Origin of the sequence: Streptomyces sp. NBC_00569, from assembly GCF_036345255.1 — a bacterium.
Taxonomy (GTDB): domain Bacteria; phylum Actinomycetota; class Actinomycetes; order Streptomycetales; family Streptomycetaceae; genus Streptomyces.
In genome coordinates, this window is the sequence record NZ_CP107783.1 from 3,012,330 (window position 1) to 3,027,544 (window position 15,215).

At 71.6% G+C, this 15,215-nt stretch carries 14 protein-coding genes; 7 read left to right on the forward strand and 7 right to left on the reverse strand.

The window, feature by feature from the left end; translation table 11 throughout:
* Positions 1-24: 24 nt before the first annotated feature.
* Complete coding sequence (locus OHO83_RS13580) at positions 25-1,263, forward strand: RNA-guided endonuclease InsQ/TnpB family protein (RefSeq protein ID WP_330279531.1); 1,239 nt, start codon at positions 25-27, stop codon at positions 1,261-1,263.
* Here the strand turns inward: OHO83_RS13580 and cyc2 are convergent.
* Entirely contained in the window at positions 1,260-3,572 is a 2,313-nt protein-coding gene (gene cyc2 / locus OHO83_RS13585) for a germacradienol/geosmin synthase Cyc2 (protein ID WP_330279532.1), read from the reverse strand. The genes OHO83_RS13580 and cyc2 overlap by 4 nt on opposite strands.
* A 144-nt stretch (positions 3,573-3,716) precedes the next feature.
* On the opposite strand from cyc2, the gene OHO83_RS13590 reads away from it, so the two are divergent.
* Together OHO83_RS13590 and OHO83_RS13595 are read left to right on the forward strand one after the other, a co-directional pair.
* A complete protein-coding gene (locus OHO83_RS13590; protein WP_266675083.1) occupies positions 3,717-4,187 on the forward strand; it encodes a universal stress protein in 471 nt (156 codons plus the stop codon).
* A 68-nt stretch (positions 4,188-4,255) separates the two neighbouring features.
* On the forward strand, positions 4,256-6,322 hold the full coding sequence (locus tag OHO83_RS13595; RefSeq protein WP_266675082.1) for a prolyl oligopeptidase family serine peptidase: 2,067 nt from the start codon (positions 4,256-4,258) through the stop codon (positions 6,320-6,322).
* Positions 6,323-6,336: 14 nt separating this feature from the next.
* On the opposite strand, the gene OHO83_RS13600 is transcribed toward OHO83_RS13595, so the two are convergent.
* The gene (locus OHO83_RS13600) at positions 6,337-7,122 is read right to left on the reverse strand and encodes a pentapeptide repeat-containing protein (RefSeq protein WP_266676713.1); all 786 of its coding nucleotides are present in this window, start codon (positions 7,120-7,122) and stop codon (positions 6,337-6,339) included.
* A gap of 316 nt (positions 7,123-7,438) precedes the next feature.
* On the opposite strand from OHO83_RS13600, the gene OHO83_RS13605 reads away from it, so the two are divergent.
* The 3 genes from OHO83_RS13605 to OHO83_RS13615 all read left to right on the forward strand — a co-directional run bounded on the left by OHO83_RS13605 (position 7,439) and on the right by OHO83_RS13615 (position 10,106).
* On the forward strand, positions 7,439-8,230 hold the full coding sequence (locus OHO83_RS13605; RefSeq protein WP_330279533.1) for an alpha/beta fold hydrolase: 792 nt from the start codon (positions 7,439-7,441) through the stop codon (positions 8,228-8,230).
* Entirely contained in the window at positions 8,227-9,534 is a 1,308-nt protein-coding gene (locus OHO83_RS13610; protein WP_330279534.1) for a cytochrome P450, read from the forward strand. The genes OHO83_RS13605 and OHO83_RS13610 overlap by 4 nt, the downstream gene beginning before the upstream one ends.
* A 110-nt stretch (positions 9,535-9,644) precedes the next feature.
* Entirely contained in the window at positions 9,645-10,106 is a 462-nt protein-coding gene (locus tag OHO83_RS13615; RefSeq protein WP_266675080.1) for a hypothetical protein, read from the forward strand.
* A 26-nt stretch (positions 10,107-10,132) separates the two neighbouring features.
* Here the strand turns inward: OHO83_RS13615 and msrB are convergent, their stop codons facing one another.
* From msrB to OHO83_RS13635, 4 genes are all read right to left on the reverse strand, one after another.
* Entirely contained in the window at positions 10,133-10,540 is a 408-nt protein-coding gene (msrB, locus tag OHO83_RS13620; protein WP_227297957.1) for a peptide-methionine (R)-S-oxide reductase MsrB, read from the reverse strand.
* 13 nt (positions 10,541-10,553) lie between these two features.
* On the reverse strand, positions 10,554-11,948 hold the full coding sequence (gene murC / locus OHO83_RS13625) for a UDP-N-acetylmuramate--L-alanine ligase (protein ID WP_266675078.1): 1,395 nt from the start codon (positions 11,946-11,948) through the stop codon (positions 10,554-10,556).
* A 105-nt stretch (positions 11,949-12,053) separates the two neighbouring features.
* The gene (locus tag OHO83_RS13630) at positions 12,054-12,527 is read right to left on the reverse strand and encodes an indole-3-glycerol phosphate synthase (protein WP_266675077.1); all 474 of its coding nucleotides are present in this window, start codon (positions 12,525-12,527) and stop codon (positions 12,054-12,056) included.
* A 144-nt stretch (positions 12,528-12,671) separates the two neighbouring features.
* The gene (locus OHO83_RS13635; protein WP_329433655.1) at positions 12,672-13,445 is read right to left on the reverse strand and encodes a pyrimidine reductase family protein; all 774 of its coding nucleotides are present in this window, start codon (positions 13,443-13,445) and stop codon (positions 12,672-12,674) included.
* Positions 13,446-13,482: 37 nt separating this feature from the next.
* Here OHO83_RS13635 and zapE point away from each other — a divergent pair, with 37 nt between their 5' ends.
* On the forward strand, positions 13,483-14,625 hold the full coding sequence (zapE, locus tag OHO83_RS13640; RefSeq protein WP_330279535.1) for a cell division protein ZapE: 1,143 nt from the start codon (positions 13,483-13,485) through the stop codon (positions 14,623-14,625).
* Positions 14,626-14,638: 13 nt separating this feature from the next.
* On the opposite strand, the gene OHO83_RS13645 is transcribed toward zapE, so the two are convergent.
* Positions 14,639-15,181 (reverse strand): hypothetical protein, encoded by a 543-nt coding sequence (locus OHO83_RS13645; RefSeq protein WP_329433657.1) that lies wholly within the window; start codon positions 15,179-15,181, stop codon positions 14,639-14,641.
* Positions 15,182-15,215: the final 34 nt, after the last annotated feature.

The window sequence follows — 15,215 nt, forward strand, 5'->3', positions numbered from 1 at the left end:
GCTATGTGCATAGGGTCGGGTGTCATGAAGCTGGTGGTGCAGGTCAAGCTGCTGCCGACGCCCGTACAGGCGGCGGCACTTGAAGGGACCCTGCGCGCCTGCAACGAGGCCGCCACCTGGGCGTCCGAGGTTGCCTTCATCAAGGATGTGAAGCGGAACTTCGCCCTGCGCCAGCACACCTACACCGAAATCAAGCACCGCTGGGAGCTCGGCGCACAAGCCGCCCAACATGCGATCAAGAAGACGTGCGACGCGTACACCACGCTGGCGGCGAACCTGAGGGCCGGGAACCTGGGCAGGCCCGGGTCGGTGCGCTATCGGCGGGCCACCGAGAAGCCGATCGCCTTCCGGTCTCAGGGCGCTCAGCCCTACGACGACCGGATGCTGTCCTGGCAGATCCCGGACCGTACGGTCTCGATCTGGACCCTGTCAGGCCGGATCAAGGGGGTGGTAATCACCGCCTCCCCCGAACAGCTCGCGCGCCTGGCCCTGTACCGCACGGGCGAGTCCGACCTGCTGTACCGGGACGGCATGTGGTTCTTGAACGCCACCTGTGAGATCCCCGAGACGGAACCAAACACCGACCCGGACGGCTTCCTCGGCATCGATCTCGGCATTGTGAACATCGCCACCACCTCGGACGGCGAGATCATGGCCGAACGCGCCCTGAACCGAGCGCGGCTGCGCGAGCGCACGTTGCGGACCAAGCTGCAGCGCAAGAACACCCCGTCCGCCAAACGCCGGCTCAAGAAGCGGCGCAGGAAGGAAGCGCGGCGGGCCAAGGACATCAACCACAAGATCGCGAAACATGTGGTGGCCGAGGCAGAACGCACCGGCCGCGGAATCGCCCTCGAGGATCTGACGGGCATCCGCGAACGGGTACGGCTTCGCAAGCCCCAACGGGCCACCCACTCCAGCTGGAGCTTCGCTCAGCTCGGGCAGTTCATCGCGTACAAGGCCCGCAGAGCGGGGGTGCCGGTGGTGTACGTCGATCCGGCGTACACCTCCCGCACCTGCGCCGAATGCGGCCACACAGACAAAGCGAACCGGGTCTCCCAGGCCTGGTTCGCGTGCCGGTCCTGCGGATTCGTTGATCACGCGGACCGTAACGGCTCCCGCAACATCCGCCATCGCGCGGAACAGTTGTGGCGACGCGGGGCGCAGTCAACCGTCCCAGACCCACCCCCGGCATCGGGGCGTGGGACCAGACGCAAGCGCAGCACCACAGCCACTGGCGCCCGCTCTGCAAACCCGGGACTCTAGTCCCGGACTGTCGACGAAGCTCCACTGCTCGTAGCTGCAACGTGGTTGTGCGGCCGGTCAGTGGTCGCCTTCACCCCATGGGACTCACCGTACCCCGCGAAAGTTCCCGGACCCCCCTTTCGATACAAAGAGGTGGGTGCCGGGCCCGGAAGGGAGGGCACCCCGCCCGGAACCGTCGGCAACTGTCCGGGTACGAAGCCATGCGCGCGCCGGGCCAGGTCGGCGGCTCCGTAACGGCGGCAGTCGCGGTGCCAGTTGAGGATTCCGGCCAGCCAGTTCTGGAGCTCCACCACGTAGCCGTCCATGGTCGCCCGAGCCTCCCGCGACAGCTTGAAATCGTCGTAGAGGAGGGGGAGTTCATGGGTGGCGACGTGCTCGAACTGCCGCATGCGCTGCGTCATCAGGTCGTGCACGACGCCGAGCGCGGTCGGGTAGTCGCAGCCGAAGAAGTTCTGCACGACGAGGATGCCGTTGTGGATCTCGCCCTGGTACTCGATCTCCTTCTGGTACGAGAACACGTCGTTCAGGAGCATCGCGTAGTCGACGGCCGCGTTCTCCAGGGAGCGGACGGGGCCGCTGCGGTAGACCTCGGGGGGCACGGCGGTGCCGTGGCCGAGGCGGCACAGGCTCATGGTGAGGTCGGCGCCGAACGTGGCGCGGCGCATCTCCAGGTAGTCGACGGGGTCGGGGATGCGGTTCTGGAGCTGGTTGGACAGCTCCCACACCCAGCTCTCCGTCATGACGTCGACGGACGCCTTCAGGGTGCGCCGCTGCGCGGTCGTCATCCCGGCGGTGCGGGCCCAGAGGTCGGCGAGGCCGCGCTCCAGCGCGTTCACGGGCGACGGGATCCCGCCGCCGTCGACGGGCATGCAGGCGGAGAGCCGCTCGGTGCACAGCTTCGCCCCGGCGAGGTCACGCCGGTGCCCGAAGACGAGCGGATAGTAGTCGTCCCCGTACGTCCCCCAGGCCAGCCAGTGCGCGCTCAGGTCCAGGGCGTCCTGGTCCCCGTCGGGGTCGAGGCCGGCCGAGCACAGGGGCAGGTCGTAGGCGGCGAGCTTGTCCTCGTCCCAGACGCCCTCCTCCAGGATGCCCATGGCGTGCGCCCACGGGGTGACGCGCCGGCGGGCCTCCTCCAGGCCGGGATTCAGCCGGAGTCGGAACGGCATGAAGAAGTCGGGGAGCAGGGACGGGCCCACCTTCTGGTACGGCACATGCGTGTAGGCCCGCAGCCGCTCGGCGCCGGCCGCCGCGAGCAGCGCCCCGACGTCCGCACCGGACGTGCCGATCCCGGTGGGCCCCGCCAGGGGGTCGCTCCCGGTCGCCCCCTCGTTCATGTACCGGCTGGAGCGCAGATGCCATTCGTGGCCGCCGGACTGCCAGTCCTGGAGGCCCCGCGTGTACGCGGCGACCGCGGCGACCTCGGGCTGCGTGAGCCCCTTCTCGACGGCGAGGGCGGGCACTTCGGTGAGCGCGGTGTGCTCGAACTGGTGGAGGCGTGAGGTGAGGACGTCGTTGACGGTCCGCGCCGCCTCCTGCGTCGTACAGCCGAAGAAGGTCTCCAGGACGAGCACGCCGTTGCTCAGCTCGCCCTCGTCCTCGACCTCCCGCTGGTACGAGAAGAGGTCGTTGCGCAGGTGCACGGCGTCGGAGAACGTCTCCGTCAGCACGCGCAGCGGCCTCGACCCGGCGACGGACGCGGGCACCTCGGAGGTCGCGTACTCGACGAGCCCCGCCGACCAGGGCGCGCCGCCGACCTTGCGGCGCATCTCGATGTACTCGACGGGGTTGGAGATCCGCCCCTCGTTGATGTTGGACAGTTCCCACATCGACTCGTTGAGGAGGTGCTCGGTCGACTCGGCGAACCTTCGGCGCCAGTCCACCGACATGGCGGGCACGGTGCGCGCCCAGAGGTCGGCGAGGCCCGCCTCGACGGGGTTCCGCGGCTCGGGCACGGGGGTCGACAGGTCCATCGGCATGAACAGAGGCAGGCGGTCCAGATAGGCCTTGCCGCCCTCGCGGTCCATGGTCCGCTTGAACGTCTCCAGGAAGTGGTCGTCGAAGAAGAAGACCCACACGTACCAGTCGGTGACGAGCGACAGGGCGGGCCCGTCGCAGTCCGGGTGGGTGTAAGCGCACAGCAGTCCGTAGTCGTGCGCGTCGAGGTCGCTCTGCTCCCAGACGCCGGACCCCTCCAGCATGCCCGTCTCGCGGGCCCACTGCGTGGAGTGCGCCCGCGCCTCGTCGAGGTGCGGATTGAGCCGCGCCCGGTACGGCATGTAAAAGTGCGGCAGTTCGAACGGCTGCGTCATGGCCCGGCCCTACCCGTGGCCCCCGGCGGGCATCCGGACGGCGGCACATGATCGCACCATCGCGTGAACCCGCGACTGAGGGACACCCGTACGGGGAAAAGGGCGGTACCCAAGTCCACCCGATCCCCATCGGAGGAGTCCTCGGTGAGCCAGGCCACGGAGCCGTTGATCGTCGTAGGTGTCGACGGTTCGAAGCACTCGAAGGAAGCCCTCCGCTGGGCCGTGCGGCAGGCCACGCTCGTCGGCGGCCGGGTGCACGCCGTCATGAGCTGGGAGTGGTCCACGAACCCCTTCAGCCTCGGCGGGCCCACCGACGGGGACACGGTGGCGGGCGGTCGCGAGCTGCTCTCCCCGGAGGAGACCTCGCGCGTGAGGCTCATCGACGTCGTCACGGAGACGGTGGGCGAGAGCCCGCCCGTCCCGGTGCACAGCCGCATGGTGCAGGGGCCCGCGGCGAAGGTCCTCGTCGAGGCGTCCGGGGCCGCCGATCTCCTGGTCGTGGGCACCCGCGGCTACGGCGGCTTCAAGGGGGCGCTGCTCGGCTCGGTGAGCCAGCAGGTGACGCAGCACGCGCACTGCTCGGTCGTGGTGGTGCGGGAGAAGTCCGACAGCTGACGCGAGCGGTGACCCGGGCCCCGGCGCCCACCCGACGGGGTGTCAGCGGGGCATGCCAGAGTGCCCTCATGGACGATGCCCGAGAGTTCCCGCGCCAGTACGCCCGCACCCGCCGCTTCGCCCTGGGCGCCCCGAGCCGGTTCACGGTCTCGGCGGACGGCGAGCGCGTCCTGTTCCTGCGCACGGGCGGCGGCGCGGACCCCGTGAGTGCCCTGTGGCTCCACGAGGACGGTGCGGAGCGCGTGCTCGTGGACGTCTCGCGCACCGCACGCTCGGGAGACGTGCCGGCCGCCGAGCGGGTCCGCAGGGAGCGGGCGCGAGAGAGCGCGGTCGGGCTCGTCGCGTACTCGGCCGACGCCGAGTGCCGCACCGTCGTGTACGCCCTGTCGGGAGCGCTCTGGGCGGTCCGTGTCGCGGACGGCGTCCCGTTCCCCGTGTCGGCGGCGGGCCCGGTCGTGGACCCGCGCCTGTCCCCCGACGGCCGGTTCGTCGCGTACGTCACCGGCGGCGCGCTGCACGTCGTCACACTCGACGGCCAGGACCGGCTCCTCGCGGCGCCCGAAGGCCCCGACATCACCTACGGGTTGACCGACCACGCGTCCTCGGAGTCGATGGGCCGGCCGCGCGGTCACTGGTGGGCGCCCGACGGTGGCGCGCTGCTCGCCGCGCGCGTGGACACGTCGCGCGTGCAGCGCTGGTACCTCTCCGACCCGGCCGACCCTTCGGCGCCGCCGCGCGCCGTGCGCTACCCGGCGGCGGGTACCGCCAACGCCGACGTGTCACTCCATGTGCTGCACCTGGACGGCTCGCGGGCCGAAGTGGACTGGGACCGTGGGGCGTTCGAGTACGTGCCCGTGGTCGGATGGGACGCGCACGGGCCGTTCACCGCGGTGCAGAGCCGCGACCAGCGGACACTGCGTACGCTGGCCGTGGACCCGGTGACAGGCACCACCCGCCTCCTGGACGAACAGCACGACGCGGCCTGGGTCGAGCTGGTCCCCGGTGCCCCGTGCCGCACGGCGTCCGGCGCGCTGGTGACGACCCGCGACGAGCAGGACACCCGCCGCCTCGTCGTGGACGGGAAGCCGGTGACCCCGGTGGGCCTCCAGGTCCGTCAAGTGCTCGGCACCCAGGGCGAGTCGGTGCTGTTCGAGGGCGGTGACGAGCCCACCGAGACCCATGTGTGGACCTGGGCGCCCGACGCGGGCCGCGTCAGGCTCACGGACACACCGGGCGTGCACACGGCGGTCTCCGCGGGCGGCACCACGGTGCTGGTGAGCCGCCGGGAGGACGCCGTGACCGTGGAGGTGACGAAGAAGGGCAGCCCCGACGGGGAGATCGCCTCGCTCGCCGAGCATCCGGTCGTCCCCACGCGCCCCCTCCATCTTCGGCTGGGCGAGCGGGAGTTGCGCAGCCAGCTGTTCCTGCCGTCGTGGCACACACCGGGCAGCGCCGAGCTGCCCGTCCTGCTGAACCCCTACGGCGGTCAGCACCTGCTGGTTGCCACGCGCGGCCTCGGCTGGCCCGCGCATCTGTCGCAGTGGTTCGCCGAGCAGGGCTTCGCGGTCCTGGTCACGGACGGGCGCGGCTCCCCGGGGCGCGGTCCCGCGTGGGAGAAGGAGATCCGCGGCGACATCCTGACCCATGCCCTCGACGACCAGGTCGCCGCCGTGCAGGCGGCCGGGGCGGAGTTCCCCGACCTCGACCTGACGCGGGTCGCGATCCGTGGCTGGTCGTTCGGCGGGTTCCTGGCCGCGGGCGCCGTGCTGCGCAGGCCCGACGTCTTCCACGCGGCGGTGGCGGGCGCCCCGCCCACCGACCAGCGGCTGTACGACACCCACTGGAAGGAGCGCTATCTCGGCCATCCCGACGAGGAGCCCGAGAACTACGAGCGCTGCTCCCTGATCGCCGACGCGCCGCTGCTGCGCCGCCCGCTCCTGCTGGTGCACGGGCTCGCCGACGACAATGTGGCGGTCGCGCACACTCTGCGCCTGTCGGCGGCGCTGCTCGCGGCGGGCCGCAGCCACCAGGTGCTTCCCCTGCCGGGCGCGACGCACATGGTCACGCAGGAGGACGTCGCGGAGAACCTGCTGCTCTTCCAGCTCGACTTCCTGAAGAAGTCCCTGGGCATCTGACGACTCGCAGGTGCCTACCAGTGCGCGGGGCGGCTCAAGGAGGCCGGGATCTTCGTCGAGCCGTCCCCGCGGGCCGCGTTGACCTGTGCCTGCGTGAGGAAGATGCTGCCGGTCAGATCGGCGCCCTGAAGGCGCGCGTCGCGCAGGTCGGCTCCGATGAGGTCGGCCTCGCGCAGGTCGGCGCCGGTGAGGTCGGCCGCGATCAGGTAGGCGCCGCGCAGGTTGGCGCCCCGCAGATCGGCGCCCTTGAGGCGGGCGCCCATCAGGTCGGCGCCCCGGTGGTTCTTCCTGCGGCCGGGCACGGCCGCCCGTACGAGTTCGCTGACCTTCAGGAGCGTCTCGCTGACCTCGCCGCGGAGGGTGGGGACGTCGGCCGCGGCGAGGGTCGCGGCGTCGGCGCGGGTGAGCTCCTCGATCCCGTCGAGGGCGCGCCGCACCTCCTGGTGCGCCGGGCGGGCCCGCTCCAGCTCCAGCGCCTCGGTCAAGTACCAGAGCAGTTCGTGCAGTTGGCGCATTACGGGGAAGACGTCGAACATCGCGCGCGCGGTCCCGGGCGACGTACGCCAGTCCTCGCCGCCGAACGTGCCCTGTGACACCTGCTGGCCGGCGCCGAAGCAGTCGAAGACCGTGCAGCCCGCGTAGCCCTTGTCCCGGAGCGTGGCGTGGATGCCGCAGCGGAAGTCGTCCTGGAGGTTGCGGCACGGCCGGCCCGCGGGCTTGTTCGCGGCGAAGTCGGAGGACTTGGCGAAGGGCAGGGCGACACAGCACAGCCCGAAGCAGTTCCCGCAGTCGGCGCGCAGGTCGAGACGGCGGCGGTGCCCGGCCTCCGGAACGGTGCCGGTCCCCGGGACGGAGGCGCTCTGGACGCTCGCGCTGCCCGGGACGGCGCCGTCGGACGCCACGGCCTCAGGACGGTTCTCGCGCTTCTGGGACAACGGGCCCGGTCTCCTACGTGGTGTCTGCTCGACGGGTACGGCGTCGCCGCCTGCGCCCGAGTGGAGCCTTCATTGTCCCCGATGCCGCCGCGCGCCCTTGTGCGCCCCTGGGGTTGCGGGCCACGGTGGTGCGGCGCAGGGAGGGACCGCTCGTCCCTCTCACCGACCGTCAGGAGTCATCGTGGCCTCCTTCGTCCTCCCGCACGAACTGCACGGCACGGGACCGCACAAAGTGGTCGCCGTGCACGGCTGGTTCGCCGACCGCGGCGCCTACACCCCGCTGCTCGCCGACCTCGACCGCTCCGCCTTCCAGTACGCCTTCGTGGACCTGCGGGGCTATGGGGAGGCCAGGGACGCGGGCGGCGCGTACACCACGGCGGAGGCCGCCGCCGACGTGATCGCGCTGGCGGACCGACTCGGCTGGGAGCGGTTCTCGGTGATCGGCCACTCGATGGGCGGGAGCGTCGCCCAGCGGATCCTGGCCGCCGCGCCCCACCGGCTGCGCAGGCTGGTCGGCGTCTCCCCTGTCCCGGCGTGCGGGCTGCCGCTGCCGCCCGAGCAGTGGGACCTCTTCTCCGGCGCGTCCCACACCCCGGCGAACCGCCGCGCCATCCTCGACATCACGACCGGCGGCGCCCGCCCCGCCGCCTGGCTCGACCGGATGGTGGAGCGGTCGCTGGAGGTCAGCGACGCGAAGGCGTTCCGGGCCTGGCTGGACTCCTGGGCCGGCGAGGACTTCCACACCCGGGTGGAGGGCACCACGGTCCCTGCGCTCGCCGTCACCGGGGCGCTCGACCCGGCGCTCTCGGCCGACCTGATGCGGGCCACGTGGATGAGCTGGTACGCCCGCGCCGAGCTGACCGAACTCCCCGCGTGCGGCCACTACGCGATGGACGAGACGCCGCTCGCCCTGATCCGGACGGTGGAGGACTTCCTGAGGGCGGACGGGCCGGGCGACGAGGCGCACGTATGACGGAACCGAACTGCGCGCCGCCCACCCCGGAGGGCCCTGACACCCTGGACGCCCCGGATACCCCGGACATCCCGGACGTCTTCGACCCGCGCCGTTACGCCCTGGGTGTCCCCCACGACAGCTACCGCACGCTCCGTGACCACCACCCCGTCGTCTGGCAGGAGGAGCCGGAAGTGCTGGGCTGGCCCGCGGGCCCCGGGTTCTGGGCGGTCACGCGTCATGCCGACGTGGTCCGCGTCCTCAAGGACACGGCGACGTACTCGTCGTGTCTGGGTGCCACGCAGATCCGCGACCCCGACCCGGCGGACCTGCCGTTCATCCGCTCCATGATGCTCAACCAGGACCCGCCGGACCACGGCCGGCTGCGCCGGCTCGTGAGCCGCGCGTTCACTCCACGTCGCGTGGACCGCTTCGCCGCGCTCGCCCGTGACCGGGCCCGCGCCCTGCTCACGGCGGCCGTCGCGACCCCCGGCCCCACCGTCGACCTGGTCTCGGCCGTCACGGACGACTACGCCCTCCTGAACCTCGCCGACCTCCTGGGCGTCCCGGACTCCGACCGCGGCCTTCTCCTGCAGTGGACGCAGCGCGTCATCGGCTATCAGGACCCGGACGAGGCGGACGAGCCCGTCCTCGGCGCCGACGGCAGGCCGGTCGACCCGCGCTCCCCCGCGATGCTGCGCGACATGTTCGCGTACGCGCGCTCGCTCGCCGCGCACAAGCGGTCCCACCCGGCGGACGACGTCATGACGGTCCTGGCCACCGACCCCGACCTGACCGCGGCCGAGCTCGAGATGTTCTTCTTCCTGCTCACGGTCGCCGGCAACGACACGGTGCGCAGCGCGGCCCCCGGCGGCCTTCTGGAGCTGGCCCGGGCGCCGAAGGCGTACGGTCTGCTGCGCGACGGGAGGGCCGACCCGGCGACGGCGGTCGACGAGCTCCTGCGCCGCCATCCGCCGGTCCTCACGTTCCGGCGCACCGCCGCCCGCGACGCGATCCTGGCGGGCCGCCGTGTCCGCGCGGGCGACAAGGTCGTCGTCTTCCACGCCTCGGCCAACCACGACGAACGCGTCTTCACCGACCCGCACCGCCTCGACCTCGCCCGCAGCCCCAACCCGCACGTCTCGTTCGGCGACGGCCCGCACGTCTGCCTGGGCTCGCATTTCGCGCGCCTGCAGCTTCGGGTGCTGTACGAGGAGACCTGCCGGGCCCTGCCGGTGCTCGAGCCCGCCGGGCCACCACGGCGGCTGCTGTCGAACTTCATCAACGGTGTGAAGGAGCTCCCGGTGGCCACGGCCCCCGGCTGAGGTCTCTCCCCGGTCTCTCCTGGCCCGGTGCACCCGCCGGGCCCGGTACCGTGGGGGAGGAACGAACTCGTGGGCCTCCTGGCGGGCTGCGTGAACCCAGGAGGAACCAGATGACGACGAACCGCGGACGCAAGCACGTGATCCGGCACCGGATGACGTCGACCGGAGAGTCGTACGTCGTCGCCGCCAAGAACCTCAAGGCGATGAAGGACATGGGCGCCACCGCGGAGGCCGTGCGCACCCAGCGCTGGCGGCCCGCGGACTCCCTGGACGTCCCCTGCCCCTGCGGCGGCACGTGCGAGCCCGGCGAGAAGTGCGACCGCTGCCACGCCCGGCACCGCCACGTGGGCCGCGCCCCCGGCAGCCTCACGGACGTCGAGACGTGGATGGACAAGTACGACTGCATGGGCTGCGCGTCCTCGTACACGCTGACCGTCGTCCTGTCCGGCCGCCCGTGGGGCATCGCCGAGACGATCGTGCAGGGCGGCTCCGCGGAGCCGGTGGTCCGGGCCCGTGTCTTCCCGGGCGTCGTCCACCCGATGATGCGCCCGGAGACGCCGGCGGAGGACTGAGCCTCCGCCGGAGCCCCGAGCCCGGCTCAGCCCGCTTCCGGCGCCAGCCGCAGCGAGATCGAGTTGATGCAGTACCGCTGGTCCGTCGGGGTGGGGTAGCCCTCGCCCTCGAAGACGTGTCCGAGGTGCGAACCGCAGCGGGCACAGCGCACCTCGGTGCGGACCATGCCGTGCGAGCGGTCCGCGATCAGCTCGACGGCGTCCGTGTCCTTCGGGTCGAAGAAGGACGGCCAGCCGCAGTGCGACTCGAACTTCTCTCCCGAGGTGAACAGCTCCGCGCCGCACGCGCGACAGGAGTAGACACCCTCGGTCTTGGTGTCCGTGTACTCACCGACGAACGCGGGTTCGGTGCCGGCCTGGCGCAGTACCGCGTACTCCGCCGGGGTCAGCTCCGCGCGCCACTCCTCGTCCGGCTTTTCGACGTCGTACGACATTCAGCTCAGTCCTTCACTTGGCAAGACGATCCAGGATCTGCGGGCCGAGCTCCGTGACGTCACCCGCGCCCATGGTCAGAACAAGGTCGCCCGGCTTGGCCATTCCCGCGATCACGTCGGGCACGGTCGCCTTGTCGTGGACGGCGTCCACGTCGGCTCCCGCGGCGCGGGCCGCGTCGATGATGAGGCCGCTGGTGATGCCGGGGATCGGGTCCTCGCGGGCCGGATAGATGTCCAGGACCACGGACGCGTCGGCGAGGGCGAGGGCGTCGCCCATCTCCTTGCCGAGCTCCTGGGTGCGGGAGAAGAGGTGGGGCTGGAAGACGACGAGGATCCGGGAGTCCCCCGCGGCCGAGCGCATCGCCTCGAGGTCGGCGGACATCTCGGTGGGGTGGTGCGCGTACGAGTCGATGACCTGTACGCCGTTCTCCTCACCCTTGAGCTGGAGGCGGCGCTTGACGCCGGTGTACGACTTCAGCGCCGCGGCCAGGTTGCGGGAGGGGATGCCGAGCGCGACGCCGGCGGCGAGCGCCGCGACCGCGTTGTGCGCGTAGTGGCGGCCGGGGACCGAGACCGTGAACGTGAGCAGCTTGCCGTCGAGGAGGACGGTGACCTCGCTGGTCAGGCCGCGCGGGGTGACCTTGTGGATGCGGACGTCGGCCGCCTCCGACTCGCCGTAGGTGACGACCTTCAGGGACGTCGTGTCCCGCAGCCGGCGGGTCAGCTCGACGGCGCCGGACTGGTCCGCGGCGATGACGAGCGTGCCACCGGGGACGATCTTGGAGGCGAAGGTCTCGAAGGACTCGTAGATCTCGTCCATCGACGCGTAGTTGGCGTGGTGGTCGAGCTCGACGTTGAGGACGATGGCGACCTCGGGCGCGTACTTGTGGAAGCTGCGGTCCGACTCGTCGGCCTCGGCGACGAAGATCTCGCCCGCGCCGTGCAGCGCGTTCGAGCCGGGGGCGTCGAGGTCGCCGCCGATGGCGTACGAGGGGTCGAGGCCCAGGGAGGACAGGGACACCGCCAGCATCGACGTGGTCGTCGTCTTGCCGTGCGTGCCGGCGACCGCGATGGGGCGCAGGCCATCCATGAGCGAGGCGAGGGCGTCGGAGCGGTGGACGACCGGGATGTCGAGCTCGGCGGCGCGGGCCAGCTCGGGGTTGTCGGCGCGGATCGCGGAGGAGACGACGACGCAGGTGGCGTCCGGCGCGAGGTGCGCGGCGTCGTGGCCGATGTGGACCGTGGCACCGAGCGAGCGCAGCGCCTCTGCCGTGGCGGACTCCCTGGAGTCGCTGCCGGCGACCTGGGCGCCGCGCTGCGCGAGGATCTTCGCGATGCCCGACATTCCGGCGCCGCCGATGCCGATGAAGTGCGGTCGGTCCATGGCGGTGGGCAGGCCGGGTGCCATTGGTTTCTCCCTGGGACGGTGTGCTGCTGCGTGCCCACTGTGCGGGCAGGCTCAGCCTACTTTCTCCGTGCACCCCGCCTGTGCAACCCCGTACCGCCCCGGCGGCTACGCCTTGCTGTACGAGAAGAGCTTCAGGACCGGAACGCCCACCTTGTGCCGGGCGCGCGAGGCCCAGTCGCGGTGGAAGAACTCCTCCACGTAGTGCGGGTCGGTCAGGACGATGACCTCGTCGGCGCCGATCTCGTCGACGAGGGACTTCAGCGCGTCCAGGGGGTGGTCCTCGACGAGGCGGCCCTCCGCCGCGCAGCCGGCCTGGTGGAGTGCGGTGAGGGAGACCTGGAGCGCTTGTTCGCCGGGTTCCGTCGCGTCCTGGCCCTCGGGGACGTCCTTCTCCTTCGCCGCGTCGTCGAGCTCCCCCATGGCGACGTCGTCGATGGCCCGCAGCAGGCGGTCGGCCTGGTCGCCGCGGGGCTGGAGCAGCACGTGGAACGAGACTTCCTCATCACCGTGCAAGGTGGTGACGAACTCCACGTCGGCGGACGTCAGGGCCTTCTCGATCATCAATACGCTCGTGAACACGACAGGCGCCCTTCTTCTCTCCTCCGTGGGCCGTCGACTCTCGACCGGTCCCTGCGGAAACCATCCTGCCCCGTGGCCGCACGGGGTCTGCGAGATTTAGTGTGCCCAGCGGAAGCTAAACGGAACGGCAGATTCCGCTGATTGTCAGCTCCGACGGTATCGGGTGAACAGGAACCCGGCCTCTTCCAGTACAGAAGACATCTCGAAACGCTCGGGGACGGTCAAGGACGGTCCCCCGGCGATGCGCTGGGCGTCTCCGGCGGTGAGCATCGGCGACAGCGTCAGACAGAGTTCGTCGAGCACCTGCGCGGCCACGAACTGGCCGAGCATGCGGGGTCCGCCCTCCGTGAGCAGCCGGGTGAGCCCGCGCTCCGCGAGCGCCCCGACCGCGCGCTCCGGCTCGACCGTGGCGCCCTCGCCGGCGATCAGCACCTCGGCGCCCGCCTTGCGCGCCGCCTCCATGCGGTCGGGCGGAGCTCCGGCGCCGGTGACCACGTACGTGGGGACGAGGGGCGACGTGAAGAGCGGAAGGGAGAAGTCGAGGTCCAGGCTCGCGGTGATCACCGCGATGGCCGGGGCAGGGCCCTGTCCGGCCGCCTCTCTGCGCGCGGCGAAGGCCTCACGCGCGCGTGCCGGGCGGTAGCCCTCCAGACGGACCGTTTCCGCGCCGACCACGACGGCGTCCGCGAGACCGCGCAGGGTGCCGAAGATCCGCATGTCGGCGGCGCACGAGATGCCCTGGGAGCGGCCGTCGTGCTGGGCGGCACCGTCGAGCGTCGAGACCATGTTGGCCCGCAGCCATACCTCCTGCCCGGAGGGGTAGGCGTAGGCGTCCGCGAGCTCGTCGAGACTCCATTCACGGGGTTCGTGGGCCGCGTGATCTGCTGTTTCGTACGTCACAGGGAACAGGCGTCGCATGTCACGCAGTCTCCCACGGCGTCTAGAGTTGGGTGCTGTGTCGTCCTCCACCACCGCCCCGGCCCAGAGTCCGATAGCCGACGCGGCCCCGCTGTCCCTGTGCGCCCGTGAGCCGCTCGTCCCCGCGGACCGTCTGGTCGCCGAGATGGTGCCCCCGCCGCGCTTCGACTCGGTCCGCTTCGAGACGTACATCCCGGACCCGAATCAGCCCAGCCAGACCGAGGCGGTGCGGGTCCTGAGCGACTTCGCGGCCGGGCTCGGCGGCGCCCACGCGAGCGGCTCGGGCAAAATCAGAAAGGCGCCCAGCGCTTCCGCAGAGGGGCGGTGGTGGGAGACGGGTGGGCGCTGGTTCGCCAAGAAGCCCGCGGCACCCACCGGGCCCCGCGGCGTCTATCTGGACGGCGGCTACGGCGTCGGCAAGACCCACCTGCTCGCCTCGCTCTGGCACGCCACCCCGGCTGCCCCCGAGCAGAAGGCGTTCGGCACGTTCGTCGAGCTGACGAACCTGGTGGGCGCGCTCGGCTTCCAGCAGACGGTGCGCACGCTCGGCGAGCACCGGCTGCTGTGCATCGACGAGTTCGAGCTGGACGACCCGGGCGACACGGTCCTGGTGTCGACCTTGCTGGGCAAGCTGGTCGAGGCCGGCGTCGCGCTCGCCGCGACCTCGAACACGCTGCCGGGCAAGCTCGGCGAGGGCCGGTTCGCCTCCGCCGACTTCCTGCGCGAGATCCAGGGCCTGTCCGCCCACTTCCGCCCCCTGCGCATCGACGGCGAGGACTACCGCCACCGCGGCCTGCCCGAAGCGCCCGCCCCGTTCTCCGACGAACTGGTGACGAAGGCGGCGTACGCGACGCCGGGCGCCTCGCTCGACGACTTCCCGCATCTGCTCGACCACCTCGCGCGCGTGCACCCCAGCCGCTACGGCGCCCTGACGGACGACCTGAAGGCGGTCTGCCTCACGGACGTGCAGCCCGTCCCCGACCAGTCGACGGCGCTGCGGCTCGTCGTGCTCGCCGACCGGCTCTACGACCGCGAGATCCCCGTGCTCGCCTCCGGACTCCCCTTCGACCAGCTGTTCAGCGAAGAGATGCTGAACGGCGGCTACCGCAAGAAGTACTTCCGCGCGATCTCCCGCCTGACCGCCCTCGCGCGGGACGCGAAGGGGCTGGTACACGCATAAGGGCCGCCCGGCGTCACCTGCGGCGCCGCCTGCCGGTCACAAGCCCGACCACAAAGGCCGCCGAGTTGATGAGCAGCGTCAGGACACCGGCGCACACCGCGCTGACAAGCCAGTCGGCATCCCTGCCCTGCCTCGCGTCCTCGCTCCACCACATCACCGTCAACACCACCCACGTACCACCGATCCAGGCGGCAGCTTTCCGGAACGACGGCGCCTTGAACGGCTCTGCGCGGTCGATGTGCTCATGTGCCTCCTTGGCCATGCGCTCCCACCGCAGCGTCAGGGCGAAGAGAAGGCCGACCCCCGTACCGACGGCGACGAGCGCCAGGACATCGGCCGACCCCGTGAACCGCCACCCCGCGGCCGCGCAGATCCCCACCACGAGCGCCGCCGTCGCGGCCCCCAGCAAGCCACCTGCGCGCACCGGATGCCGATGGCCGTAGGCCTGGACCCGGCCAGGACGCCGCGGCGCACGGGCAAGGCTCCGCTCGCGGTTCACCAAGGCGCGGACCACCGCCCGGTCGATCGCGCGCACCGCCCGCAGCAGCACCTTCACGTCCCCTCCTCGTCCGCCACCCGCCCGGCCCCGT